The sequence below is a fragment of the Limosilactobacillus pontis genome, from assembly GCF_002940945.1.
GTDB lineage: Bacteria > Bacillota > Bacilli > Lactobacillales > Lactobacillaceae > Limosilactobacillus > Limosilactobacillus pontis_A.
The window spans coordinates 24562-50304 of the sequence record NZ_PNFV01000009.1 but is presented as its reverse complement, the minus strand read 5'-3'; the positions used below and the strand labels follow the sequence as shown (position 1 = coordinate 50304).

21 protein-coding genes are annotated in these 25743 nt (G+C 49.0%); 6 read left to right on the top strand and 15 right to left on the bottom strand.

Annotated elements, in window-relative coordinates:
• Positions 1 to 8: 8 nt before the first annotated feature.
• From CK797_RS07510 to CK797_RS07495, 4 genes are all read right to left on the bottom strand, one after another.
• The gene (locus CK797_RS07510; RefSeq protein WP_104689145.1) at positions 9 to 962 is read right to left on the bottom strand and encodes a nucleoid occlusion protein; all 954 of its coding nucleotides are present in this window, start codon (positions 960 to 962) and stop codon (positions 9 to 11) included.
• Between the two features lie 17 nt (positions 963 to 979).
• Positions 980 to 1705 (bottom strand): 16S rRNA (guanine(527)-N(7))-methyltransferase RsmG, encoded by a 726-nt coding sequence (gene rsmG, locus CK797_RS07505; protein ID WP_104689144.1) that lies wholly within the window; start codon positions 1703 to 1705, stop codon positions 980 to 982.
• A gap of 364 nt (positions 1706 to 2069) precedes the next feature.
• Entirely contained in the window at positions 2070 to 2978 is a 909-nt protein-coding gene (rihC, locus tag CK797_RS07500) for a ribonucleoside hydrolase RihC (protein WP_104689143.1), read from the bottom strand.
• An 81-nt stretch (positions 2979 to 3059) separates the two neighbouring features.
• Positions 3060 to 4262 (bottom strand): NupC/NupG family nucleoside CNT transporter, encoded by a 1203-nt coding sequence (locus tag CK797_RS07495; protein WP_104689142.1) that lies wholly within the window; start codon positions 4260 to 4262, stop codon positions 3060 to 3062.
• A 477-nt stretch (positions 4263 to 4739) separates the two neighbouring features.
• Here CK797_RS07495 and CK797_RS07490 point away from each other — a divergent pair, with 477 nt between their 5' ends.
• Positions 4740 to 5729: an aldo/keto reductase gene (locus CK797_RS07490; protein WP_104689141.1), complete on the top strand. Its 990-nt coding sequence runs from the start codon at positions 4740 to 4742 to the stop codon at positions 5727 to 5729.
• A 542-nt stretch (positions 5730 to 6271) separates the two neighbouring features.
• On the opposite strand, the gene CK797_RS07485 is transcribed toward CK797_RS07490, so the two are convergent.
• The 4 genes from CK797_RS07485 to CK797_RS07470 form a co-directional block, all read right to left on the bottom strand.
• A complete protein-coding gene (locus tag CK797_RS07485) occupies positions 6272 to 7624 on the bottom strand; it encodes an amino acid permease (protein ID WP_104689140.1) in 1353 nt (450 codons plus the stop codon).
• Positions 7625 to 7952: 328 nt separating this feature from the next.
• Complete coding sequence (locus CK797_RS07480) at positions 7953 to 8696, bottom strand: amino acid ABC transporter ATP-binding protein (protein WP_104689139.1); 744 nt, start codon at positions 8694 to 8696, stop codon at positions 7953 to 7955.
• A gap of 1 nt (position 8697) precedes the next feature.
• Positions 8698 to 10161: an ABC transporter substrate-binding protein/permease gene (locus CK797_RS07475; protein ID WP_104689138.1), complete on the bottom strand. Its 1464-nt coding sequence runs from the start codon at positions 10159 to 10161 to the stop codon at positions 8698 to 8700.
• A gap of 209 nt (positions 10162 to 10370) precedes the next feature.
• A complete protein-coding gene (locus CK797_RS07470; protein WP_104689137.1) occupies positions 10371 to 11597 on the bottom strand; it encodes an MFS transporter in 1227 nt (408 codons plus the stop codon).
• A gap of 326 nt (positions 11598 to 11923) precedes the next feature.
• Between CK797_RS07470 and CK797_RS09260 the strand changes: the two genes are divergently transcribed.
• A complete protein-coding gene (locus tag CK797_RS09260) occupies positions 11924 to 12286 on the top strand; it encodes a cadmium resistance transporter (protein WP_412458030.1) in 363 nt (120 codons plus the stop codon).
• Between the two features lie 67 nt (positions 12287 to 12353).
• Here CK797_RS09260 and serS read toward each other — a convergent pair whose 3' ends face one another.
• Complete coding sequence (gene serS, locus CK797_RS07460; protein WP_104689135.1) at positions 12354 to 13652, bottom strand: serine--tRNA ligase; 1299 nt, start codon at positions 13650 to 13652, stop codon at positions 12354 to 12356.
• Positions 13653 to 13984: 332 nt separating this feature from the next.
• Here serS and CK797_RS07455 point away from each other — a divergent pair, with 332 nt between their 5' ends.
• A complete protein-coding gene (locus CK797_RS07455; RefSeq protein WP_104689134.1) occupies positions 13985 to 14743 on the top strand; it encodes an NADPH-dependent oxidoreductase in 759 nt (252 codons plus the stop codon).
• 53 nt (positions 14744 to 14796) lie between these two features.
• On the opposite strand, the gene CK797_RS07450 is transcribed toward CK797_RS07455, so the two are convergent.
• Genes CK797_RS07450 through CK797_RS07440 form a run of 3 tightly spaced genes read right to left on the bottom strand, consistent with a single transcriptional unit; the run spans position 14797 to position 17575 of the window.
• Positions 14797 to 15717: an FAD:protein FMN transferase gene (locus CK797_RS07450; protein WP_104689133.1), complete on the bottom strand. Its 921-nt coding sequence runs from the start codon at positions 15715 to 15717 to the stop codon at positions 14797 to 14799.
• 5 nt (positions 15718 to 15722) lie between these two features.
• Entirely contained in the window at positions 15723 to 16979 is a 1257-nt protein-coding gene (locus tag CK797_RS07445; RefSeq protein WP_104689132.1) for an NAD(P)H-dependent oxidoreductase, read from the bottom strand.
• The gene (locus CK797_RS07440; RefSeq protein ID WP_104689131.1) at positions 16979 to 17575 is read right to left on the bottom strand and encodes an NADPH-dependent FMN reductase; all 597 of its coding nucleotides are present in this window, start codon (positions 17573 to 17575) and stop codon (positions 16979 to 16981) included. Before CK797_RS07440 ends, CK797_RS07445 begins: the two co-directional genes overlap by 1 nt.
• Before the next feature lie 214 nt (positions 17576 to 17789).
• Between CK797_RS07440 and rlmD the strand changes: the two genes are divergently transcribed.
• From rlmD to CK797_RS07425, 3 genes are all read left to right on the top strand, one after another.
• Positions 17790 to 19181 (top strand): 23S rRNA (uracil(1939)-C(5))-methyltransferase RlmD, encoded by a 1392-nt coding sequence (gene rlmD, locus CK797_RS07435; protein WP_104689130.1) that lies wholly within the window; start codon positions 17790 to 17792, stop codon positions 19179 to 19181.
• A gap of 136 nt (positions 19182 to 19317) precedes the next feature.
• Entirely contained in the window at positions 19318 to 19710 is a 393-nt protein-coding gene (locus tag CK797_RS07430) for a HesB/YadR/YfhF family protein (RefSeq protein WP_104689129.1), read from the top strand.
• A 57-nt stretch (positions 19711 to 19767) separates the two neighbouring features.
• Positions 19768 to 20823, top strand: a complete 1056-nt coding sequence (locus CK797_RS07425; protein ID WP_104689128.1) for a dipeptide epimerase — start codon at positions 19768 to 19770, stop codon at positions 20821 to 20823.
• 66 nt (positions 20824 to 20889) lie between these two features.
• Here the strand turns inward: CK797_RS07425 and CK797_RS07420 are convergent, their stop codons facing one another.
• From CK797_RS07420 to CK797_RS07410, 3 genes are read right to left on the bottom strand one after another with little or no spacing between them, the layout of a single operon-like run.
• Positions 20890 to 22572 carry a glycoside hydrolase family 13 protein gene (locus CK797_RS07420; protein ID WP_104689127.1) on the bottom strand — a complete coding sequence of 561 codons (1683 nt, stop codon included), beginning with the start codon at positions 22570 to 22572 and terminating at the stop codon, positions 20890 to 20892.
• A 57-nt stretch (positions 22573 to 22629) separates the two neighbouring features.
• A complete protein-coding gene (locus CK797_RS07415) occupies positions 22630 to 24135 on the bottom strand; it encodes a glycosyltransferase (protein WP_104689126.1) in 1506 nt (501 codons plus the stop codon).
• A complete protein-coding gene (locus CK797_RS07410; RefSeq protein ID WP_104689125.1) occupies positions 24135 to 25679 on the bottom strand; it encodes a glycosyltransferase in 1545 nt (514 codons plus the stop codon). Before CK797_RS07410 ends, CK797_RS07415 begins: the two co-directional genes overlap by 1 nt.
• Positions 25680 to 25743 lie beyond the last annotated feature (64 nt).

Below are 25743 nucleotides of genomic sequence, written 5' to 3'. Positions count from 1 at the left end.
TTGCCCCCTTACTGTTTCTTCGGAATCTCAATGGTCAGCTCGTAGCTGCTCCCCGTATCTTTCTCGTGGGTCGTAACCGTAAAGCCATTCTCCGTGGCCATCTTGATTGACTTCTTAATTGTGTTCAACGCTAAACGGCCATCCGTAGCCTTGGCCTCTTGACCTCGCTTGCGCTTGGTCGTTTTTGCCTTCTTGGCAGCTTTCTTTGTCGGCTTCACGGTTGGCGCTTCTTCGGAAACTGGGCTAGCTGTAATTGAGGATGTCCCAGCTGACTGTTCCTTAGCCAACTTCTTCTGTTTAGCCACCTCAGACGGTAACGGCCGCCCGAGAACCTTGGCAACTTCGTCCTCGGTCTGCCGAACCGTCAAACGTTCATTGACAATCCGCATCAGCATGGTTCGCTGTTGAGCCTCATCAAGGTCGAGCAGGGCCCGCCCATGACGTTCTGAGATTCGGTGATCCAAGATAGCCGTCTGTACCGGCGTGATCAACTTAAGCAGACGGAGTTTATTAGCAACGAAGGACTGACTCTTTCCCATCCCCTTGGCAAGGGCCGCCTGGGTCAAGTGATTGAGATCCATTAGTTGCCGATAGGCCTGAGCTTCCTCCACGGAACTCAGCTGAGCCCGCTGGAGGTTCTCAATCAGAGCCAGAGAGGCCGACTCTTCATCCGTCATTTTCTTCAAAATGGCTGGAGTGGTTGACCAACCGAGCATTTTCATAGCCCGGTAACGGCGCTCACCAGCAATGATTTCGTACTTAGCTGGTTCGTATTCCCGAAGCACGATCGGTTGCAAAAGGCCGTGTTCCTCAATCGTATGAGCCAACTCCCGAATCTCATCTTGGTTGAAGACCTTCCGCGGCTGGTAGCGGTTCGGAATAATCTGATCCAACTTGATATTTACAACCTTATTTTTATTGTCTGAATCACTCTTGCCAAAGTTAAATAGTGAAAATGCCATACTCTCTCCCCCTGACGCTATTGAATTGGTTTCTTATTTGGCAGTCCCGGTCGCCGCGGGTACTTCTGTGGTGTCGGCGCTTGTTTATCAATCAGGATAATATTGCGCTCGTCGTCCGTTCTCGGCAGGGTCAACTGAACTGTCTGTCGAACTTGACCACCCAGCTTAGCAATTGCCCCAGCGGCATCCTGTAATTCTTCCGGCGCTGCTAAGGCCTTGTAGGCGATAAACTCACCGCCAACCCGGACTGCAGGCAGGCACAGCTCACTCAAAACAGCCAATCGAGCCACCGCCCGGGCCGTCACCACGTCAAACTGTTCACGGTGAATACTCTTTTTAGCACTGAAGGTCTCGGCTCGATCATGAATCAAGGTCACATCAGTCAGCCCCAGTTTGGCCACCAAATCTTCCAGAAAGGCGATCCGCTTATTAAGTGAGTCAACAATCGTTACTTTGAGCTGAGGGAAGGCAATCTTCAGCGGCAGTGACGGAAAACCCGCCCCGGCTCCGATATCGCAAAGCGTCAAATCAACCGTCTGCAGACGGGGATCCGCAAACGCTCCAGTGATGGAGTCATAAAAGTGCTTCAGGTAAACCTCGTCACGATCTGTGATTCGAGTCAGATTGACGTGCTTATTGCTCTCAACCAACATCCGATAATAGGTTGCAAATTGTTTTAATTGTTCAGCATCCAGCGTAATCCCGTGATCCGCCAATGCCTGTTGAAATTGTTCTGGATTCATCAGATTCTCCTTTCGTGAAACAGATAATTGTTTCACGTTACCCTACTACTGTACCGTAAAACTAGCCTACTTTCAACCGCCAACCCCGGCTCCCTCTATAAATATTTCCCGGGAAATATCGCGTTAAAGAATTCTTTATCCAACAGGACGCAAAAAAGGGCGGCACCGCTTTATTACGGCAGTGCTACCCCCCTTTCTTATATTAAAAATTATCCCCTTACCTCCAACTCAAGGTGCGGGTAGCGATATAAGCCCCGCCCGACTCTTGGCCGACATGTCTGATATCATCCATATTCTACAGCTAGCTAAAAGCAACTAAAAAGGCGGAAGCCAACAGCTCCGTCGACTTCCGCACTCTTAATATTTACTTCATCTTGCTGACTTCATCCAGGAACCACTTGTTGAAGTATTCAGCATCAATATCCAGACAAACCTCAGCATTGGTCTTGCCATCGTGGTAAGCACCACGGATATCACCGACCGTGGCACCAATGGCGGGACCATCTGTTTGTACGTCAACCCACATCTTCTTGGTGGTAAATGCCTCTGGGTGAAGCAGGTAGAAGATAGTGTTAACATCGTGCATTGGACGTCCTTCATCTGTCCCATCATTGTAATGGGTGATCAAGGCGTGAAGCATTTCACCGGTCTTGTTCATCTTGCCCAGCTTCTCAATCGTGTCCTTAGTAAGCAGGGCCTTAAGAGTAACATCCAGGCCAACCGTAACGATCGGAATACCAGCGTTGTACATGATCCGGGCAGCGTCAGGATCAGTGAAGACGTTGAATTCAGCGGCACTGGTCATGTTACCACCTGACATTGAGCCACCCATGGCTACAATCTTCTTGATATGACTCTTAACCTCTGGGTATTCACTGAATAAGAGGGCAATGTTGGTGTAGGATCCGGTTGGTACCAAGACAACCTCGTCTTCGGCCATAATGGCGTCGTGCAAAGCCTCAACCGCCGTCTTCTTGATTGGCTCACCATAATCGTCACCGAAGTCGTAGCCAGGCATTCCTGATTCACCGTGGATCCGGGCGGCGTCCTCAAATGGCTTGATCAACGGCTGTTCGGCCCCGGCGGCAACTGGAATGTCCTTACCAAAGAAGTGGATAATCTTCAAAGCGTTAGCAGTGGTCTTGTCAACCGTAACGTTTCCGGCAACCGCCGTGACCAGTTTCAGGTCAATTGATGGGTCGTTAATTGCCATCGTCAATGCAGCAGCGTCATCAATACCAGGATCGGTATCCATAATAATCTTAGTAGTCATATTTTATTCCTCCTCGAGAAATGCAAGCGTTTACGAATGTTGGGTTAAAAAAAGCAGCCCTTTACAAGCTGCTTTTTAGTTTTACCAAACGAACAGACCAACGAAGGCCGCGGACAGCAGTGATACCAGAATACCAGAAAGTAACAGGTAACCAATGTTGTGAGCGATGTAGTCGTTATCTTCCTTACCAGCCAAGCCCTTGAAGGCACCGATAATCATACCTAAAGTACCAAAGTTGGCGAAGGAGGTAACGAAGACAGTCAGAACAGCCTTCAAGTGAGCTGGGTAGTGGTCAATGGCACCAGTAACCTTACCCATAACAACGAATTCGTTAGTAACTAACTTCATACCCATGTTTTGTGCCAAGTCCCATGCTTGGTGAACTGGCAGACCGAGCAGCCAGGAGAATGGGAACATGCAGACACCAAGGATACTTTCCAGTGACAGTGGCTTCCAGAACAGACCTAAGATCTTGTCGATCAGGGCAGCCAATGCAACGAAGGCAACAACGTTAGCGATAATGATCAGAATCAGCTTACCAGCACCCAGGATGGAGTCACCCAAGAAACTGAAGAATGGTTCCTTCTTACCGTTATCAGTATTACCAACCTTTTCAATCGTATCTTCTTCAGGCGTAACTTGAACAGGGTTCAACATACTCGTCGCAATCAATGCGTTCATAATGTTGATTGGAACCGCGGTCAGAATGTATTGACCAGGCATCATCAGAATGTATGAACCAAGGATTGAGGCAGTAACACAAGACATTGACATCATGGCCAAGGTCAGGTTACGTTCCTTGCTCATCTTCCGAATCTGCATCCCAGAAACGGCCAGAACTTCAGTGTTACCTAAGAACATCATTTCAACAGCAAAGAAAGATTCGAACTTTGGTTGACCAGTGATGTATGAAAGTCCACGTCCGATCCACTTGATGATCCATGGCAAGAAACCAATGTAAGTCAAGATATCGAACAGCGGAACAATCATCAGGATTGGCATCAATGCAGAACAGATGAAGTTCAAGTTCTTAACATTGTACCAGTCACCTAATGCAAAGACAGTCCCCTTTGCAGATACATCAACGATCCAAACGAAACCGTCAGCAGCAGCCTTAACACCGGCACGACCTGCGGAAGAACCAGTCAGGAACCATGCGAGGATAAGGTTAATAACAATCATAATCCCAACCGTCTTCCAGTTGATGGCCTTACGGTTCTTAGAGAACAGCCAACCAATAGCGAGGAAGACAATCAGTCCAAGAATATTGATTGCGAGATACATATTTACACCCCTTAATAAAAAAATACAGGTAATTGTTAGCCCGACTACTTAAATCGATATAAATAATGGCTTTGTTCGGTGGGCTAACTTTACGACATACTTAGAATATCTTAAAAATTCCCACCTGTAAAGCACCAATTATTATTTTCTTTGTGAAATGAGGGCGTTTACATCGTTTTGGAAAGCGCTGTAACGTTTTACCTTCTATATATTTACTGGCCAAAGCTCATAAAATTACTTTTTCACAAAGAATTTCGATTTTTTGGAAGCGCTGACAAATAGTAACAAAAGAATAGAGAAATAGTATGCTTTTCAGTAACCATTTCTCCGCCCCTGCCAAGGAACTATAATTATACTTGATCCCCCAAAATGGTCAATATCAAATTCAAAAATAGAAATTTTGTTCATTTTTTGCATAAAAAAAGCTATAATAGAGTCAGAAATAGTAAGCGCTTTAACCAAGGAGGCTACGAAGATATGGATAAGTCAAAATTAGTTAAAATTGGTCACTCAGATGTCTACGCAACTCCACTTGGTCTTGGAACCAACGCCGTGGGTGGTTATAATCTCTTCCCAAACCTAAAGGATCAAAACGGTCGGGATCTTGTTCGTGCCGCCCTGAACAACGGGATCAACCTGCTTGATACAGCCTACGTCTATGGGCTAGGCCATTCCGAGGAATTAGTCGGTGAAGTTATGAAGGAATACGACCGAGAAAAGATTGTCCTGGCCACCAAGGGGGCACAGAATTTTGCGACCGGTGAACAAGTCATCGACAATAGCCCAAAGTTCTTAACAGACCAGGTTAATCAAAGTTTAAAAAGATTAGGTGTCGACTATATCGACATCTTCTACATTCACTTCCCAGATCATGATACACCTAAGGCCGAGGCAGTTGGCGCCCTTCAAAAATTGAGAGAGGCTGGTAAGATTCGGGCCATTGGGATTTCCAACTTTAGTCTGGATCAGATCAAGGAGGCTAACGCGGATGGCTATGTCGACGTGGTTGAGGATGAGTTCAGTCTCCTCCACCAGGACCACCTGACCGCGGGAATGCTTGATTACCTGCATGAGCACCAGATCAGCTTTGTACCGTACTTCCCACTAGCTTCTGGCCTGCTGACGGGGAAGTACGATCACCAAATCGACTTCCCGGCCGACGATATCCGCAGTCAAATTGTGGACTTCACTGAACCACGCTTCAGCAAAATTCTCAAGGCCGTTGACATTGTGCGGCCAATCGCCAAAGCCCACCAGGCAACTGTCGCTCAGGTGATTCTGGCCTGGTATATGCAGAATCCGCTGATCTCCGTGGTTATTCCGGGGGCAAAGCACGCTGAACAAGTTAAAGCTAACGCTCGTGCTCTCGATATTACCCTGACCGATACGGAATACCAAGCGATTGAACAAGCCTTCGATGTTTTCAAGAATACAACAAGCGGAAAATCTCTAGCCGATCCCGACTAGGCGATATTTCCCGGGAAATCAAAGGTGACGATTGGGCGTTCCACGTCTAACCGTTGCTTTATTTTAAAACTAAAAAACGGAGACAACTTAATGTCTCCGCGCTTCCGTATGGAAAGGAATTGGCCGCTATTAATTGTATCAAGATCCGTTATTGTGTCTCTATCTGCAGTTCTTTCGCCTTCCGTGAAGAACTTTAGCTTATTATCATTTAGGTTGTAGATATGGCCACTAATTTTTAGCTAACATACTTTTCAAGGAAACTAATATGTTTCGTCTGGAGTGGGGTGTTGTTAATTATCATGTAAAGCCATTTTAATTAACTAGCTTCAAAGTAGTTTATTATGAGAAGATGTTCGTATCAACGGGCCAATCTCCCTTCCACACCCTTAGTATAGTAGATCGCTTTTAAAAGTTCAAACTAACCGCGCTGTGTCGGGCTTGGTGACGGTTTCAATAACTAGACATTTACCCAACATTTCTTCGCTTGATCCAGTATTTTAAACTCTTTTTGCTTGATTTGCGTACTATATTTACCCAAATTTTTAATCTTTATTTTTTGGTAGAAAACTATAACTCACCGCTAGCAGAGCAAAGATGATTACCGTAATAACCAGTGGCAGTCGGGTGCTATCGATAAATAGCAAAATTACCAGCACAGCCAGGAAAAAGGCAATTGTGAGCCAACTGGTCAGTGGGAAGCCGGGCATTTTGAAGAAGGTCACTCCAGATGGGTGCTGCTGACGGTACTTGATATGGGCCCAGAGGATAATCAACCATGTGAAGATGAAGGTGATCGTTGAGATGCTGGCGATCATATCAAAGACTCCCGCTGGCATGATGTAGTTTAAAATCACCGTGATGAAAAGAATCAATGATGAGAAAGTCAGAGCATTATTTGGCACTGCCTTGGCACTCAGTTCGCCGAAGCGCTGTGGAGCATTGCCACCCCGGGCCAGTGAGTAGAGGGACCGACTGGTACTGAAGATGGCGCTGTTGGTAGCTGACATCGCTGCGGTTAGGACCACGAAGTTCAGAATGGCGGCTGCACCAGGTACCCCGATGGCTGCGAAAACTTGAACGAAGGGACTGGAACTAGTCTTAATCTGGTACCAGGGATAAATTGCCATCATAGCGATCATCGATCCAATGTAGAAGAGACCGATCCGGACTGGCAGGGTGTTGATTGCCTTAGGAATATCCTCGTTGGGGTTCTTGGTCTCCCCAGCAGTCAGGCCAACCATCTCAATACCGACAAAGGCAAAGACAACCATCTGAAAGGACATCAGGAAGCCCAGCGGTCCGGTCGGGAAGAAGCCACCATGATTGACCAGGTTGGTCAAGGTAACCGGCCGCCCTGCCACGGAACTGTGGAAGAGCAGCATGATCACACCAACCGCAATCAGTGCCAAGATAGCAAGTACTTTAATCATTGAGAACCAGCTCTCTAATTCACCGAACAATCCAACATTAACCATGTTAACCAACATTAAGAGAACCACGATCACTAGTGGTCCCACCCACTGGGGTAGACTTGGAAACCAGTAGCGCAGGTAGATACCGGTAGCAGTCAAGTCGGCCATCGCTAGGGTCAGCCAGCAGGCCCAGTACATCCACCCGGCCACAAATTCCATCCGGTCGCCCAGATATTCCTTCACCGAATCAATGAAAGAGTGTTTGCTTGTGTCGGCCAGGATTAACTCACCAAGGGCTCGCATCATGAAGAAGCAGAAGATCCCTACTATTAAGTATGAGAGGATAATCGATGGGCCGGCCTTATGAATCGCAGATCCAGAACCAAGAAATAGTCCCGTTCCAATCGCCCCACCGATGGCAATCATGGTGACGTGGCGACTCTTCAGTGAACGTTTCAGTTTCTTTTGCTGTTGTTTGTCCATAAATTTTCCCTCCTTGAATATTACGATTAGGCATGACACGAAAAACGTCCCTGGTACGGCTATCGTACCAGGGACGTTTTATGCAACGCGGTTCCACCCATCTTTATAGCCCCCATTACGGGAACTACCTCTGAGTCGATATAGGAACCACCCTATTTCATCGTTCATGCCATGAGGCTGGGCCCGACTCTCAGCACCTGTCGGGTTCTCTGGCAACCAGCCATGTTAAGTTATTGACCATTATACCGGCCTCAGCATAAATGTCAAACAATAAGTCATATTGAAAGCGGATAATTCGGTTTCCTGATTATCCTCATTTCCCATCACCCTAGACATTCAGTACCTTATCCAGGAAATTCTTGGTATCGGGATCCTTTGGGTGGTCGAAGATTTCCTCCGGTGTCCCCTGTTCACGAATGTTCCCATCATGAAAGAAGACAACCCGGTCGGCCACCTGTTTGGCAAAGCCCATCTCGTGAGTAACCACAATCATGGTCATTCCCTTCTTGGCCAGCCGCTTCATGACTTCAAGTACGTCACCGACCATTTCAGGGTCCAGGGCCGAGGTCGGTTCATCAAAGAGCATCACATCCGGTTTCATCGCCAAGGCACGGGCAATCGCCACCCGTTGCTTCTGCCCACCGGAGAGGGTTTGCGGTTTAACATTGGCCTTGCTCTGCAGACCGACCAGTTCAAGGTAGTGCATGGCGTCGCGCTCGGCCTCCTCCTTGCTGGCTTTGCCCAGCTGAATCGGTGCCAGGGTGATGTTCTCCAGAACGGACATATTAGGGAAGAGGTTGAAGTGTTGGAATACCATTCCGATATTTTCCCGAACCTTGTTGATGTTGACTTTCGGGTCAGCAATATCGTAACCATCAATGTAGACATGACCACCGTTCGGCACCTCTAAACGATTTAAGCAGCGTAAGAAGGTACTCTTTCCGGAACCAGATGGCCCGATCATGCAGACCACTTCATTGGGTGCCACGTTCAGGTTGATTCCCTGGAGGACTTCATTGTTCCCGTAACTCTTTTGGAGGTCTTTAACTTGTACTTTGTATCGTTTATCCATATTAAGCCATCCTCTTTTGAATATAGTTTGATAACCAAGTCAGCAGGGTAATGATGATAATGTAGATGGTTCCGATGATCAGCCACATCTTGAACCCTTCCATGTTCTGCGAAATGATAACAGTCCCGGTTTCGGTCAGTTCCATGACCCCAATTGCGGACAAGATCGAGGTATCCTTCAGAGTCATGATAAATTGGTTGACCAGCGATGGTACCATAATCTTCAGACCTTGCGGCGCGATGACCTTAACCAGAGCCTTGTGGTATGGCAGTCCTAAACTGCGGGCCGCTTCCCATTGGCCCGGGTCGACAGCCTCGAAGCCACCTTTGACGATGGCTCCGATGTAGGCTCCCTCATCCAGCATCAGCGTGATAACCCCAGCAACGAACAGTGGAACCTTGTGGCCGATGACGTTTGGTACCCCCATATAGATGAAAAAGGCCAGGACGATCATTGGCAGACCACGGAAAATATAGATGATCACACTGGAGATAGCTTGGGCAACCCGGTTTTGCATAATCCCGAGGACTCCAAGAATCAACCCGAAAATCATGGCACAGATGATCCCAACAATTGTCAATTCAACGGTCATCCAAAGGCCCCGCAGCAGGGCTTCCCGGTTAGCCTTCAGCAGGCCGATAATTGTCCGGTCGGCAGTAGTACTCTTGGCAGTCTTGTTACCCTTAGTATACTTGTCGATGATTTTCTGCAGCCGGCCGGTATCCTTCATCCAGGTAATCCCAGCGTTGATCTTCTTTTGCATCTCCAAGTTCTTACCCTTCTGGAAAGCAATGGCGACCGGCTGGGCATCGATTGGCTTCTTGGTGACGATCTTCAGTGGCACCCCGGTTTTGATTCCGTATTCGAGTACCGGACCATCATCGAAAGTAGCAACACTGTTACCGATTTTGACATCATTCCACATTGTGTTGGAGGAATCAAAATACTTAATCTTATAACCATACTTCTTCTGGTTTTTCTTCAGAAAGAGAGATGCACTGGTCCCAGACTTGGCGGAGACCGTCTTACCTTTCAACTGTTTTAAGGACTTGATGTTGCTATCCTTGGCAACCGCCATTTCAACCCCGTCCGTATAGTATGGTACGGAGAAATCAAACTTCTGTTTACGCTCATCAGTAACACTCATCCCAGCCATCACGGCATCAACCTGACCACCTTCCAAAGCTTGAAGGTCACCATTAAAGCTCATCGGCTTGAGCTTGTACTTGAAATGCTCATGCTTGGCAATCTCACGAAGCATTTCTATTTCGATCCCGGGGTTCTTGCCGGAATAACCACCCTTGCTATCTTGAATTGCAAAAGGTTCAAAGGTATTGTTCGTAGCAATCGTGTAAGTTGGCTCATCAGCAGAGACAGACTGTGGTTCGATCAATAGCCACCCAACTGCAATGGCAAGCACTGCAAGCCAGCTGGCAAATATCTTTTTCCAACTTCTTCTCCGCATTATAACCGACTCCTTTTTAATCAAATTTTAACGTTGCTAATACTTTAGCATTACGTTCAAAAGAAGTGAATACTTTGAAGCTAACTGTGTATAAATCAAAGAATTATAACGTTTGAAGTAAATAATTTTAAAGTTTTATATCTAATTATGATTAATTTTGTTAAGCAGCAATTATGCTATATTCCGCTTTACTAAGTGAATTCTCATTTTTATAATTGGTGTTTACTATATATTTCTAGCCAGCTAAAAATTACTACGCAAATAATACCTGCCGTAAAAATAATAGCAAAGCCCCATTGCCAATTTGTCTTTTCCACCAGCTCACCGATTCCGTATGATGCAATCACTTGGCCAAATGCATAACCAAAAAAGCCTAACATACCGATTCCACTTGCTGCGTATCGTATTGGTAATATATCCAGAACCATAATATTCAGTAATGACTGCTGTCCATAGACACAAATCCCCATAACAGCGACAGTCATATTGACAACTAATGAGCTCGCAGTCACAACATACAATGGCAACGTAAAAATAACCAATAAAGCAGTCCCGATTACGAGAGGAAGACGGCGGCCTTTCAACCAGCGATCACTAGCTAATCCCAATAAAATCGTACCCGGAATAGCGGCGTATTCAAACCATGAAAAAGCAGTTGCTGTCTGAGTTACGGTAAAGTTTTTAGTTAACTCTAGATAGGTCGGTATCCAATTTTCAATCCCATATCGTAAAATATACGAAAAAGCATTTAGAAAACCTAGGATCCACATCAATGGATTCTTTAATAGGTGGTTTGCAAATTCATTCCAAAACAGATGTCCATTATCTTTTACCTTACCGGTATGCATCGGTGCGTCTTTACCAAGCCAATAAACAATCACGGCCATTGCCATTGATATTATGGCCGGAATTAGAAAAATATTTTTAGTATTTTGACCACCATAATAAGAAATAATAACAGCAACAATAATTGCGCTTGCTCCAGAACCCAAATTATGAGAAACATGCCAGCAACTAATTGCTGTTGCCAATCGTTTTCTTTGGAACCATTCTGTAATCAATTTTTGACATGACGGTGCTCCACATCCCTGGGTTAATCCAAGTGCAGCCATTAAAGCAGCCATAATATAGTGATTATGGGTTTGTCCTAACAAAAGGTCGGCAACTGACGACAAAAATAGGCCAATACTGATTAACAGCCGCGGGCGAATTCGATCGGCCACGATTCCAAGGATAAATTTACTACTGCCGTAAGAAACTGCTAGTATTGCTAATAATAAACCGATTGTCCCTTTGCTAAATCCATCATACTCAATCAGAGCTGGACTGGCTTGTGTAAGGTTCAATTTTACGATATGGTAACTAGCATACGCTAATATTGTTGCCCCCAAAACCCTTGCCTGGGCAGTATGACGCTTATTCCATTGTTGAATCATAAATAACAAGTCTCCTTTTCACACTCCCTAATTTAATTGCCAAGCGTTAATCAGACAAACATAACTGTGCGTGTTTTATAAAGATTTAATGCCCTTTAGAAAGATTAAAGAATGAGGTTAAAATCTTGTTAAATATACTTTTATTAGTAATACTTTTTATCGGTATTAATACCGATACGCTTATTGCCCTCCTTTTTATTATTAATCAGTGTAAGTTAACTACTGCGCTGTATAGTGTTGTCTTATCCGACATCACCCTATGGGTAACAGGCATTATCATTGGCAAAACCTTTACAATTGTTTTTCCAACCTGGATCACTGGTTTCATGGGATTCCTCCTTTTATGGATGGTTATTAGGCCACAAGCGACTACCACCACTAGGCAATTGAATCAGCCTGGATTTGCCTCTATCTTTCTCCTATGCATTAGCCTGGGTGGTGATAATCTAGCCGTGTATATTCCCTGGGTAACCAATCTAAACATTCAGTCTATTATGATCATTACATTGGTTTTCATCTGCTGCTCGATTGCTATGACCCTAATTGCTAAGAGCATAATCTTGATAAAACCATTGATTTACCTTCTAAAAAGGTACAGTGGCTACTGCACTAAACTCGTTTACTTATTCTCAGGAATTCGTATTATTTACAATAGTCACGTAATAAGGCATCTTATTGCTATTATTTAAAACACAACGGACCCATGACAACCAGCTTGGTTATCATGGGTCCGTTAATTTCAATTAATGCCTTAAGTTACTTGTTACGGAACGGTACCGCATTTTCCTTGGTGATCTTGGTTACCCCGTGCATGTATGGGACCAATACCTCAGGAATCGTAACAGAGCCATCAGCGTTTTGGTAATTTTCCAGGATGGCGGCAACCGTCCGGCCAACAGCCAATCCGGAACCATTCAGGGTGTGAACGTATTGTAGCTTGCCATTCTCATCCCGGTACTGAGTGTGCATCCGCCGGGCTTGGAAGTCTAGGCAATTCGAGCATGATGATACTTCACGGTACTTATTCTGCGCCGGCATCCAAAGTTCGATGTCATGGGTCTCTGAAGCAGTGAAGCTCATATCGCTGGTCGTTAAGGTAATAACGTGGTATGGGATCTCCAGCTTCTTCAGAATGTTCTCGGCGTTAGCGGTCATCTTCTCGAGTTCATCCCATGAGTCCTCAGGCTTAGTGTACTTAACCATCTCAACCTTGTTGAACTGGTGCATCCGGATCAGTCCCCGGGTGTCTCGACCGGCAGCCCCGGCTTCTGAACGGAAGCATGGGGTCAGGGCAGTAACGTAAACCGGCAATTCCTCGGCTGGGATAACGTCACCACGGTAGTAGTTAGTCAATGGCACTTCGGCGGTTGGAATCAGCGTCATGTCCTCGCCGTTAACCTGGTAGACCCCTTCCTTAAACTTTGGGAACTGGCCAGTACCGTACATGGAATCAGCGTTGACGATGTACGGAGGCAGAACTTCGGTATAGCCATCCTTCATGTGTTCATCAAGCATGAAGTTATAAACGGCTCGTTCCAGTTGGGCACCCATACCTAAATAGTAAACGAAACGAGCACCAGATACCTTGCGGGCCCGGTCAAAGTCTAAGATCCCCAGGTTTTCACCAACGTCCCAGTGGTGTTTTGGCTCAAAGTCAAAGTCGCGGATCTTACCGACCTTGCGGAGTTCAACGGCACCCTCCTCGATCAGGCTGACTGGCACTCCATCGTGCGGAATATTCGGCAAGTGGGCCATCTTGTTATGAAGCTGCTCGTCGTTGGCCTCGATTTGCTGGTCGAGTTCCTTAATCTTATCACCAAGCTCCCGGGTCTCCTTGATGGCTGCATCAGCGGATTCACCATTGCGCTTAGCTTCACCAATCTTTTTAGAAGCGGCGTTGCGTTGAGCCTTCATGGTTTCGGTTTGTTGCAAGAGTTCCCGCCGCTTTTGGTCAAGAGTCAAGACCTCATCGATCTCTTCGGCCTTGACACCCCGGGTCGCCAGCTTTTGCTTAAAGAATTCTGGGTCCTTGCGAATCTTCTTGATGTCTAGCATATGATTACCTCCAATAAAAAGAGCCACTCCGTCTCAAAAATTTTGGGACGAAATGGCTCTTAGTTCCGCGGTACCACCCAAGTTTGGTATTAAATACCACCCTCGTGATGGATAACGGTCATCGGCCGTGCGGCATTACCCGCCCACGTCATCTTCTGCACCGGAGTTTCGACTGGCCGCTCGCACCACCCGCGGTCTCTCTACGTAGTCTACTTGAAATGCATCCGTGTTTCTTATCGCCATTATCATATTACATCTGAACACAATTAGCAACCGTTAACTGAGCCTTATTTATGTTAAAATATAACTAATAAAAAGTAAGGAGGGCCATCATGATTCATAATTCTACCATTGATTACCAGCTCAACCATCGATCCATCCGGGCATTTAAGCCCCAAAGCCTCAGTGATGACCAACTGACCACTCTGTATGAGGCCGCTCGCCATGCCTCAACCAGTATGTTTATGCAGCAATTTAGTATTCTGCACGTTACTGATCCCGCCAAGCGAGCCGCAATCCGACGCCTCGGCAGACAACCTTATATCGGTCAAAATGGCGACCTATTAATTTTTCTAGTCGACCTCTACCGTAATCAGAAGATCCGCCAGGCCGCGGGTAAGGATGACGGTCGTCTGCACACTACGGACATCTTCCAACAAGCCGTTGAGGACACAGTTTTGGCTGTTCAGAATACTCTGCTCGCTACCGAAAGCATGGATCTGGGCGGTGTAATCCTCGGTTCCATCAAAAATGATCCAATCGAGTTGATCAAAGTCCTTGACCTGCCGAAGATGACTTTCCCACTGCTGGGCCTTCAGGTTGGCATTCCCGACCAGGCTCCTCAGCTCAAGCCTCGGCTGCCGCTGGATACTCTAGTGATGGAAAATAACTATCATCGCGCTTTTAAGGCCAGTGACCTCAAAGACTATGACCAGGCCGTCAGCCAATATTATGATCTCCGTGACGCCAATCGCCGAATTGATTCCTTCACCAAGCAGATTGCTGGCGCTAAGCTTGACAACCATAAGACGGATCGGGACAAGCTGGCAGCCGCCCTCCGGCAACAGGGACTGGCCCTGGACTGGAAGTAGCCGCCGACAAAACACAAAAAGAGACCGTGCAAAATTTTTGCATGGTCTCTTTTTTATACGCCAACATTTTCCACCGACTCATCATTATGAATAAAGACGGCCCCCCGATTACCAGGCCGGTCTAGCCAGCCGGGGATCGGCTGACCGTTGAAAAAGAGTCGTTTGGCCTCAATCTCACCCATCACTGACTGGTCGGTAAAGACGGTCACGCTGCTCAGTTTGGTATCAAGCGGGTAGCCCGTCCGCGGGTCAATCAAGTGATGGTATCGACGGCCATTCTTGATCAGAAAACGTTCGTAGATCCCCGAAGTCACCGCTGAGCAAGCCGGCTTACGTACAACCTCGATGTTCTCGCCCCGATGAAGCTGCGGATCTTGAACTCCGATCACCCACTGGCCATCACTCCGGCGTGGCGATCGGCCAACAAAGAGGAGATTGCCGCCAAGGTTGATGATTCCGGCGGTAACGCCCTGCTGGACCCAAAAGTCTTTGATCCGGTCAGCAATGTAGCCCTTGGCAATTCCGCCGAGGTCCAGCTCCATTCCGGCCTGTTTAAGGTAGACCGTACGAGCCGAGTCATTGAGTTCCACCTGCCAGGGGTCAATCAGTTTCAACCGCTCCTGGATATCGGTATCGGCTGGGACGTTAGCGCCCTTAAAACCGATCTTCCAAAGCTTGACCAGGGGACCGATTAAGGCATTGAAACCGAAGTCGGCCCGGCTGTACTTAACCGCCATCTTGATCAGATCGTAGCTTGTCGGCGACACCGCCACCGGTTTGCTTCCGGCAGCATGGTTAACATCCATCAGCTCCGATTGGTCACGGTTGACTGTCAGCCGGTCTTCATAGCCGTCAATCAGGTCCATTGAGGGCTGGAGAACATCAGCAGCCCTATCACCATAAACGGTCAGTACGATCCGTGTCCCTAAGGCGTGGTGGGTCAGGATATGCGGCTGATCACTTAATTCCGCCATGGTAACTAGTCATCTTCTTCGGAAGCACCAGTTGTAGCATCCGCGGCATCGTCATCGGCATCAACACTGCCGGATTCGGAGGCACCGGTGTCAGCATCGGTCTCCTCAATCCCAGTCGGTTCGTTGGTTGCTGATCCGGTTGACGTAGCAGCAGCGCTGGTGTCGTCACTAGACTCGGAGGCCCCAGTCGATGCATCTACGTTATCATCACCCGCAGCGGGTGCGGCATCCTCGTGCTTAGAAGCTCCGGTAGAGGCATCCGCCCCCTTGTTCCAGGCACCCTTTTCAAAGAGGTTCAAGATGTACTCCACACTACCGGTGAACTCGATCGTACCAAGATAATGGCCATCGACATCACGCAGGGCGTAGTATTGAATCAAAGAACGGTGACCGTTCATCCAGAGTGGCCGCGTAACCACGTCCCGCTTACCATCCCGGAAACTATTAATGATGGCCATAACTGCAGGAACGGCCTTTGGTGGGTGACACTCCGTTACTGGTTCACCTAGGGAAGCCACGTCCCGAACGTGTTCCCGGTTTGGCTTGTCTGAGTACCAGGCAAAGTGGTCGGTACTATCAACCAGGTCAACTTCGAATGGAATGGTGCTGAAGATCTGTTGAACTTCTTTCAGCGATAAACGACCAGTCGGGAATTTGATGTAAGCCTCGCTGATCCGTGGCTGCTTGATTGGCATTTCTACTTCCTCCTCATCCGCATTTTCAAAGACTTGAATATATTCAATAAAGTGGGTAAAACACTGTTCCAGGTTGTCACGCATCTCTTCATTAATCAGGCGGCCATCCTTAGAGAAGACATGGGTGGCACCCCCGATCAGGACCTCGTTGCCCGGAAGCAGGTTGGCGTCACAGTCTGGTGAGATCAGGATCTGCCGCATCTGGACCTGCGAACGGGCCGACGCCTGGCGACCATAAGAAACCCCAACAACCATGACTGGCTTGTGCTTCAAGACAGTCGTGTGGTAAGAGAGCCACTCTACAGCGCTCTTGAGGGCAGCCGGGATCCCATGGTCATATTCCGGGGTGGAGAAGACAACCCCATCGGCAGCCTTGACCTTCTGCTTGAGCTTCCAGACCTCGGTTTGTTCTTCGAGGGGAACATCAACGCTGAAGGCTGGCAATTTACTGATCTCATAGATCTCGATGTCTGCCATCTGCTTGAAGTGCTTCTTCATAAACTTAAGCAACAGGCGATTGTATGAAAAGTTGGCATTGGTCCCAACTAGTGCAAGAATCTTCTTCATTAGTCCTTTGCCGCCTCCTTCTTTTTAGCTTCCGCGGTGGCTTCGGCAACCATCCGGTTAATCGAACGGGCATAGATCTTAAAGTCATCAATGCACTTATCAAGGAACTTGACCGACATCTCATCGGTAATATTGCCATTCTCATCGATAACGTTGGCAACATCACTCATGAAAAACTCACTTCCCTGATATACCTGGGCGTTAACTCCTGGTGAGATTAAAATGTCACGGAGCTGGACCTGCGAACGGGATGAACCCTGCTCGTGGGTAGAGGCCCCAACAATCATGACCGGCTTATTCTCCAGCGGGTGCACCTCGTAGGAGAGCCATTCTACGACGCTCTTCAGCGCTGAGGTGATGGAGTGGTTGTATTCTGGGCTAGCAATAATCACGGCGTCCGCGGCACTAATCCGTTGGTCGAGGTCCGCGATAACCTGGGGTGCCCGCCCCTTGTAGTTTTCGTTAAACATCGGAACCTTTCGGATATCAATCACATCGACCTCGTCAGTATCCTGGTACTGCTTGGCAATGAATTCCAACAACATCCGGTTGTAGGAATGATTGGCGTTTGATCCGGCAATTGCAGCAATCTTCAAAGGTGTCACTTCCTTTATTATTTTATGCAACATTTCACATTCTTATTTTACAATATTTTAGTAAGGATAAAAACTAATTATTAGTAATCTTTTAAATAGTCAGAAGATTTTCAACGTTTTGATTATAAAAATAAAGTAATCAGACAGACGAACCAGCCAATCGACCTGGCCTAATATGATAAAATAAAGCAAACAATAGATCGGAGAAATCATCATGGCACAGAATCGTACTAAACAAGATGTCACCATTAACGTGGGGGAACGCTTCCCACTGACGATTCGTCGGCTCGGGGTTAATGGCCACGGGATCGGCTACTTCAAGCACAAGGTCTGTTTTGTCCCTGGAGCCCTGCCGGGAGAAGTCGTTGTTGCTGAGGTCACTAAGGTACTGCCCCGCTACCTGGAGGCGAAGATTCATCGTCTCCGTCGTGCCAGCAAACACCGGGTTACCCCGCGTGACCCTTACGCCGATGTGGCCGGGGGCTTTGAACTTGAAAACCTCGCTTACTCAGAACAACTGAAGTTTAAGCGCCAAGTCGTCATCGATAGTCTAGCCAAGTTCAAGCCCTATGGCTACCGCAACTACGACGTTCGGCCAACCATTGCTGCACCGCAGGAGTACGACTACCGCAACAAGGCTCAGTTTCAGGTAAGAATAGTTGACGGACACGTAGCCGCCGGACTCTACAAACCGGACAGCCATGACCTAGTCGATATGCAGGAGTGTGCGGTCCAGATGCCGCAAACGATGCACGTCATCCGAACGATGGTCAAACTGATTGAGGACCTAGCTATCCCGGTATATGATGAAGATCACAACAGTGGAATCATCAAGACCCTGGTAGTGCGCGAGTCCTGGACAACCGGTGAAGTACAGCTGACAATCATCACTAATACCCCAAAACTGATTCACAAACACCAGCTGCTCGACGCCATCGCCGTCAAACTCCCCGAGGTTGTCTCGGTCATGCAAAACGTCAATCCCGGCGACACCCCGCTTATCTGGGGTGACCGGATGATCCACCTGACTGGGACAGAGGAGATCACCGAGAGTTTAATGGGCCTGGACTTCAAGCTCTCCGCCCGGTCCTTTCTCCAGCTGAACCCCGAGCAGACCGAAACCCTGTATGAGGAAACGGCCAAAGCACTTGAACTGACACCAGATGATACCCTAATCGACGCCTACGCCGGGATTGGGACCATCGGTTTGTCGCTGGCCTCCCGAGTTAAGGCAGTCCGGGGGATGGAGATCATTCCAACGGCGGTGGCCGACGCAAACGAAAACGCGCAGGCCAACGGGATCACCAACGCCCAGTACGTAGTCGGCAAGGCTGAGGAGATTCTGCCCCAGTGGCAAAGGGACGGCCTTCACTTTGATGCCCTGGTAGTTGACCCACCGCGAGCTGGCCTCGACGATGCTTTGATCAAGGCAATTCTCAAGACCAAGCCACGCAAATTTGCCTATGTCTCCTGCGGAATGGCTTCCCTGGCCCGCAACCTGCGGCGGCTAACCAGCGTCTATCACGTTGACTACATCCAGCCAGTTGATATGATGCCCCAGACAGCCCGCTGTGAGGCAGTTGTCAAATTGTCCCTGCGCAAGTAAATAGTAATAAGCAAAGCCCGTAGGCGATCATTCAGCGATCACCCACGGGTTTTTGATAACATCAACGACTCAGCGAGCACAATCATTGATCGGCTACCTCGGCAATAGTATTGTTGGGGACAAAGGAGTGATTGCAATGAAGTTAATTATCACCGATAGTGCCAGTCAGTGGTTCCGACAACAGTTGGCCCTAACCAGCGGGCAAGGGGTCAAGCTCTTTGGCACGACTATCCGGCCTCGCCATGTCGAACACACCCCCAACCAGGGATTTGCCACCGAGAATAACCTCGGTGATGCCGTCTTAACGACTACTAAGGACGGGATCAATTACCACATTAATTTCGCCGACGAGTGGTTTTTCTCCGGCCTAGTGACAACGGTCGACTACCAGCCAAACGCTGGCCAGCCACACTTCACCTTCACCAAAGAGCAGCTGAACGCTACAAGCAAGTCGGCAAGTGAGCCCACAGCCCCGGCGATCGACGCCACCACCTCCGCCTCGCAGAAATTCGAGGACTACTGGGAGTAACCCCAGCCCAATGAAAATGTTAGAATGGGAAAAAGGAAAGAATCGAGATGGCTAATAATGAAAGATAGTCTCATCATCCACCACGCAACAACACAACTTGTTAAGATCCCCCTCAAACGCCCATTTGTCACTCACTTGCATACAGTCACGGCAATCAACGCGGTCAAGCTGACAGTCACCCTCGCTAACGGAATGGTCGGTGTTGGCGCCGCTACCCCCAACCGGGTAGTCACCGGCGATACCTTAACCAGTATGAAAGCAATCCTCGATGAGGTCATCATTCCTCAGATGACCGGAATGTCCCTCACCCACGTTGAGCCACTGGAAAACAAGCTCCAAGGCTGTATCGTCGGCAATTCCGGGGCCAAAGCGGCCTTTGACATTGCTGTCTACGACCTTCTCTGCCAGATCTACCATGTCTCGTTAAACCACCTGCTCGGTGGCAGCAAGCAATCAATGGCCACCGATTATACCATCAGCATCGGCGAACGTGACCAGATGGTGACTGACGCCCAGGACCTGGTTAAGAAGGGCTTCACTTCCCTAAAAATCAAGATCGGCAACAACCCGGTTGAAGAGGACGTGGCCACGGTCACGGCAATTGCTCAAGCGGTCGGGCCGGCAATCAGCCTGCGCCTGGACGTCAACCAGGCCTGGTCCTATAAGCAGGCCCGCCGGGGACTGGCCTCACTGGCGGCGGCCGGTCTAAACATCGCCTTCGTTGAGCAGCCCCTGCCAGCTGACCAGTTGCACGACCTTGCTGTTTTGCGCCAGGAGAGCGGCCTGCCGATAATGCTGGATGAGAGTGTCTTTTCCCCGGCGGATGCGCTGCGGGCAGTCAGTGCCCATGCAGCTGATTACATCAATATCAAACTGATGAAGTGCGGCGGAATTTATCAGGCTACTAAGATCAACCAGATCTGCGAAGCGGCTGGCGTGCCCTGCATGGTCGGCTGTATGATCGAAGCTCCGGAGAGTATCGCGGCTGCCGTGGCTTTCGCCAACGCCCACACCAATATCCGCTTCATCGACCTCGACTCGATCTATATGATCAACAAGGATGTGGATCTTGGTGCTGTCAAACGGGTCGGTACCCACCTCTGGCACGCATGATATTCATAGTCAAAATTAAAATCAGCAACTAGCGAAAAAACTTGCTAGCTGCTGATTTTTTATTCTCTAGTATTGGTAAACCTTAGCTTCATATGGCCGGAGAGTGCTGCCTTGATCATCAGAATAGTTGCTGATCAAGACCTTGGCATTCCCCGGAACGTCGTAGTGTCGCTCAAGGGCCTGGTCAGTGTAGTTCAAAATAACCAGCAGGGTTGTATCCTGATCATGCCGTGTATAGGCGAAAACCTCCTGATCGTCTTCGTTACCAGGCACCAGGGCATACGTCCCGTCGGTGATCACTGGCATAGTGTGCCGAAATTTAATCAGGCGCTGGTAATAATAAAAGATCGAGTTGGGGTCGGCCAGGGCATTGGCAACGTTGATTCGCCGATAGTTGGCCGTGACCTTCTCCCACGGCTGGTGATGAGAAAATCCGGCATTAGTACTGTCGTCCCACTGCATTGGCGTCCGGGCGTTATCCCGCGAGTGCATTCCCAAGTACTTCAGCATCGTCGGCCCGTCGACCAATCCTTGATCTTCCACTAGCTGGTGGTAGGCATTGCGCGACTCCAGATCCACGTAATCTGACAGCTTGGTGAAACCAGCATTGGTCATGCCAATCTCTTCGCCCTCGTAGATGTAAGGAGTTCCCTGCATGAAATGGGTCATCGTCGCCAACATCTTGGCCGATTTGACGCGGTAGTCTTCCGTCGAATCATCGCCAAAACGGGAAACAACCCGGGGCTGGTCGTGATTGTTCCAGTAGAGGGAGTTCCATGCTGTTCCTGCCAGTTCAGTCTGCCACTTGGACAGGTTAGCCCGCAAATCAGTCAGGCGCGGCTTTTGGTCGTACCACTTACCCAAAGCTGGGTTCGGATTGGTATCCAAATTCATATGTTCAAACTGAAATACCATGTTCAGCTCTTGATTGTGAAGGTCTGCATAGCGCTTAGCATCGGCTGGGGTAACCCCAGGGGTCTCACCAACTGTGATCATCCGGTGCTTGCTCATGACATTCTTATTCATCTCACGCAGATAGTCATGAACGCGGGGACCGTTGGGCACGAAGCCCTCCACGGTGGCGTACTTTTCATCGGCGCTCTGGGGACCATCTGGGAGCCCTGCCGGCTTGGAAATCAAGTTGATAACATCCATCCGGAAGCCGTCGACTCCCTTGTCGGCCCACCAATTCATCATCTGATAGACGGCCGTTCGCACCTTGGGGTTGGTCCAGTTGAGGTCCGGCTGCTCAGGGGCGAAAAGGTGAAGGTAGTACTGGTCACTTGCTGGATCGTACTTCCAGGCCGGACCAGAAAAGTAGGAACCCCAGTTGTTAGGAGCATGACCGTCCTTACCATCCCGCCAGATATAAAAGTCACGATAAGGATTGTCGCGTCCCTGCTTAGCTGCTACGAACCAGCGATGCTGATCAGAGGTATGGTTGACGACCAAGTCCATAACCAGCTTCATCCCCCGCTGGTGGACCGCGGCCAGGAGCTGGTCGAAGTCGGCCATTGTACCCAGGATTGGGTTAATCGCTCGATAGTCGCTGATGTCATAGCCATTATCAACCTGGGGTGATTCATAGATCGGATTGAGCCAGAGAATATCGACCCCTAATTTCTGCAGGTAGTCGAGGCGACTGATGATTCCCTGAAGGTCACCAATCCCGTCATTATTACTATCCTGAAAGCTCTTCGGGTAGATCTGGTAGACCACCGCATTCTTCCACCAATGATTGTTTTTCATTTATAAAACCTCTCTTTGTGAAAAACGGTAGCCAGCCTTTGACTACCGCTAATTTGATTACTGCTTATCCACGACTGGTATCCACTGCGTCCAGGTCGTTGCATTGCTGATCGGGTCCAGATTAGTGTAGGCACCCGTGCTCAACTGCTGCAGGGCTGTCGGATCTTGCAGGAGTTTCACAACCGCATCGACGAATCGGTCCTGACTGCCAAGCGGTATCAACTCACCATTGACTCCAGACTTAACCATGCTGGCCGGGCCGTACCGGTAGTCGTAACTGACCACCGGAACCCCGTGGCTTAAGGCCTCGCCCATCGCCAGCGGCTGGGCGTCGATCCGGCTGGCGTCGACAAACAGCTGTGCCTGATCATAGATCGGTGCAAGGTCGATCTGATAGCCGGCAAAGTTCACGACGGTATCGAGGCCAGCCTCCTTGACCTGATCCTTATAGCGTTTAACATCAGCGGTCGCCCCGTAGCCATACAGGGTCAGACGACTGGTTGGTACCTGCTTGTGGATAGCAGCAAACATCGTCAGTAATTGGCTAACCTGTTTATCCTCACCCAGCCGGCCAACGTAGATCAGCTGGCCCGGTGTCCGGGCGGCCATTGCTACTTGTGCAGCGGGCCGCTCGACCGGGACCCCATTGATTGCCAGAATCGGCACTTGTTTACCAAGGCGTTGCTGCAGGTCACGGGCCTGTTGCGGCGTCATCACAATGATACCGTCCCACTTCTTGAGTTCACTGGTTAATGGTCCTTGGAGCATCCCGTTCATTGGTCCCTTCCCCAGGTCTTGGCCGTCATCGACATGGTTGATTGGCAGCCAGAGGTATTTCCGGGCATCACTGGCCATCTGCAGCACCGGCTGGATTGCCATTGCCGGCCGGTCAGCAATAAAGATGTTGTGCCCGCCATTGGTCCGATTCAACTCATCGAGGAAGAAAATGAAAAGGTCGTCGAGGGTGTCAAAGTAGTAATCCTTACCCTGGTAGCCCCGCAGGACGTTCAACGAATTGATCGGTGTGTTCTGGACGGACTGAACATAGTAACGCTCCAGATAGGTGCTACCATCCGGGCGGTAGTAGCGCTCAAAGAACTCCTGCCCATCTTGACCAAAGAAGGCATCGACGGCCTTATAACCACGCAGGTCATAGCGCTGGCGCAAGGTCAGGTTGCCGGCAGGATCATACCAGTCAACCCGGTTGACCTCGCCGACCGTGCCCCCGGCAAAGAAGACCTCAGCAACCAGACGCTGGCCATCCTTCACTTCACGAGAATTATTCCCAGTGCCAACCTGATAATCAGCTGGAAGGTGCAGGTCCTCAGTATGCCGAGGCTGGCCCCGATAGGCAGTCGTCCCGGCAAAGAAGTCGTACATGTTGACTAGCTGATGATCATTGAGGCCAAAACGCGGCATGGTGTGGTGAAGAACCGGATCGAAGTCACGAGTAACTAGTTTGGCCGCTGCATTATGATTTGTAAAGAGTTTAACCCGTTTAATCTCCGCATGTTCAACGCTCGAATTGCTACTCAATAGATATTGATTCACAAAGAAAAACACTATTTCCGAGCCTCCCTTTTCTCCACGTCAGCAATGATTTCTTGCCAGAGTTTCATAACATTGGGTGCCGAGTAGCGCTCGCTGTCCACGTAAGCATTTGCGCTCATCTCCGCTAGCTGGTCCTGGTTACTCAGCAGGGTAATGATTGCTCGGGCCAAGCCAGCAATGTCGCCATTCTTAGTCAACAGACCATCGCGGCCATCGATCACCACATCAGCAGGACCATACTTGATGTCGTTAGCAACAATCGGCAAGCCGTGTGATTGGGCCTCGACTAAGGAAAGGGGCAACCCTTCGACCCGACTTGGCAACACCAGAAGCTGAGCATCTTCGTAAACGGAATTAACATCGGTGGTGTAACCATGGAAAGTGACCGAGTGTCCAATCCCTTCATCCACCACAATCTTTTTAAGCTGCCGATCAAAATTGTTGTTGGCATAGCCCCAGAAGTCTAACCGTGCATTGGGCACACTGGCTAGCACCTGCGGCCAGGCTTTCAGCAACTGGTCCTGCTGCTTCTCGGGAGACAGCCGCGCTACCATAACCACTTGATTTTTGCTACGTTTTGCAAACGGTACCTTTGGCTTAGCGAGGACCGTATCCGGCACGATTGGTCCTGGAATCCGGAAGATTGGGGTTCCGGCCTGGCCGAAGCGGGCCTTAAGATCAGCTTGCTGCTGAGGGGTCAGGGCAATTATTCCATCCCAGTCTGTGAGGTGACGCAGCCCCCACTCATAGTTGTAATTCAATGTCGAGTGGAGAATGTCGTCATTGTTGTTGACATGGTCGTTGTGCAGCTGCATATAGCGCGACACTCGATTTTTCATATGGAGAACCGCCCAGCCAACCTCGTACACCCGGTCGACAACCAGACCGACGGGACCAGATCCGCAAACCGACCGGTCGGTGACCAGCTGGTCGTAAAAGAAGCGGGTCAACTCGTCAAGGCCGGTAAACTGATAGTCCTGACCGTGATAGTCGAAAAGGTGGTAGGTCTTGATCTCCTTGCTCCGCTTGTCCTTCATGTGGACGAGCTGGAGGGTCAACTTGCCGGTTGGTGTGAAGTAATTTTCCGTGGCAATATTGCCTTGCCAGTCATAAACCTGTTCCACAGAGAGAAATCCCCGCACGTCGTACCATTTGACATTAAGAAGCTTGCCATAGTGGTCAAAATACTGCAGGTTGATAATATGTTTCTTGGCATCATTACGCCGCCGAACGTAGAGTACACGGTGGCCGTTGCGTGAGTAAGAATAGTTAATGCCATCCGCCTGTCGCCGCCATGACGGATCGATCTTTAGGTCGCGAATCGTGACGTCGCGGGGGACAACCGTACAGGCGTCTTGAAAATAGTCGAACAGGTTCACAAAATCCGCGTCCGCAATACCAGCGTGCCTGGTCACCAAGTGCAGCTCATTTGAGTACTGGCGCGTAACAATCTTAGCCGGCTGCTGAAATTGCTTAAACAACTTAAGCCGCTTCATCTGGGCGTGCTCAATTCCCGATTTATTTTCCTGAATGCCATCATTTAAGAACAGTAGCATAGACATCCCCCTTTTCTATTTCACAAACTGAGTTTAGCATACTTTTCGCGATCCTGAGGGCCTG

Coding starts and splice junctions, on each gene's coding strand:
- CK797_RS07510 (WP_104689145.1), bottom strand. CDS start 962: ATGGCATTTTCACTATTTAACTTTGGCAAGAGTGATTCAGACAATAAA.
- rsmG (WP_104689144.1), bottom strand. CDS start 1,705: ATGAATCCAGAACAATTTCAACAGGCATTGGCGGATCACGGGATTACG.
- rihC (WP_104689143.1), bottom strand. CDS start 2,978: ATGACTACTAAGATTATTATGGATACCGATCCTGGTATTGATGACGCT.
- CK797_RS07495 (WP_104689142.1), bottom strand. CDS start 4,262: ATGTATCTCGCAATCAATATTCTTGGACTGATTGTCTTCCTCGCTATT.
- CK797_RS07490 (WP_104689141.1), top strand. CDS start 4,740: ATGGATAAGTCAAAATTAGTTAAAATTGGTCACTCAGATGTCTACGCA.
- CK797_RS07485 (WP_104689140.1), bottom strand. CDS start 7,624: ATGGACAAACAACAGCAAAAGAAACTGAAACGTTCACTGAAGAGTCGC.
- CK797_RS07480 (WP_104689139.1), bottom strand. CDS start 8,696: ATGGATAAACGATACAAAGTACAAGTTAAAGACCTCCAAAAGAGTTAC.
- CK797_RS07475 (WP_104689138.1), bottom strand. CDS start 10,161: ATGCGGAGAAGAAGTTGGAAAAAGATATTTGCCAGCTGGCTTGCAGTG.
- CK797_RS07470 (WP_104689137.1), bottom strand. CDS start 11,597: ATGATTCAACAATGGAATAAGCGTCATACTGCCCAGGCAAGGGTTTTG.
- CK797_RS09260 (WP_412458030.1), top strand. CDS start 11,924: ATGGGATTCCTCCTTTTATGGATGGTTATTAGGCCACAAGCGACTACC.
- serS (WP_104689135.1), bottom strand. CDS start 13,652: ATGCTAGACATCAAGAAGATTCGCAAGGACCCAGAATTCTTTAAGCAA.
- CK797_RS07455 (WP_104689134.1), top strand. CDS start 13,985: ATGATTCATAATTCTACCATTGATTACCAGCTCAACCATCGATCCATC.
- CK797_RS07450 (WP_104689133.1), bottom strand. CDS start 15,717: ATGGCGGAATTAAGTGATCAGCCGCATATCCTGACCCACCACGCCTTA.
- CK797_RS07445 (WP_104689132.1), bottom strand. CDS start 16,979: ATGAAGAAGATTCTTGCACTAGTTGGGACCAATGCCAACTTTTCATAC.
- rlmD (WP_104689130.1), top strand. CDS start 17,790: ATGGCACAGAATCGTACTAAACAAGATGTCACCATTAACGTGGGGGAA.
- CK797_RS07430 (WP_104689129.1), top strand. CDS start 19,318: ATGAAGTTAATTATCACCGATAGTGCCAGTCAGTGGTTCCGACAACAG.
- CK797_RS07425 (WP_104689128.1), top strand. CDS start 19,768: ATGAAAGATAGTCTCATCATCCACCACGCAACAACACAACTTGTTAAG.
- CK797_RS07420 (WP_104689127.1), bottom strand. CDS start 22,572: ATGAAAAACAATCATTGGTGGAAGAATGCGGTGGTCTACCAGATCTAC.
- CK797_RS07410 (WP_104689125.1), bottom strand. CDS start 25,679: ATGCTACTGTTCTTAAATGATGGCATTCAGGAAAATAAATCGGGAATT.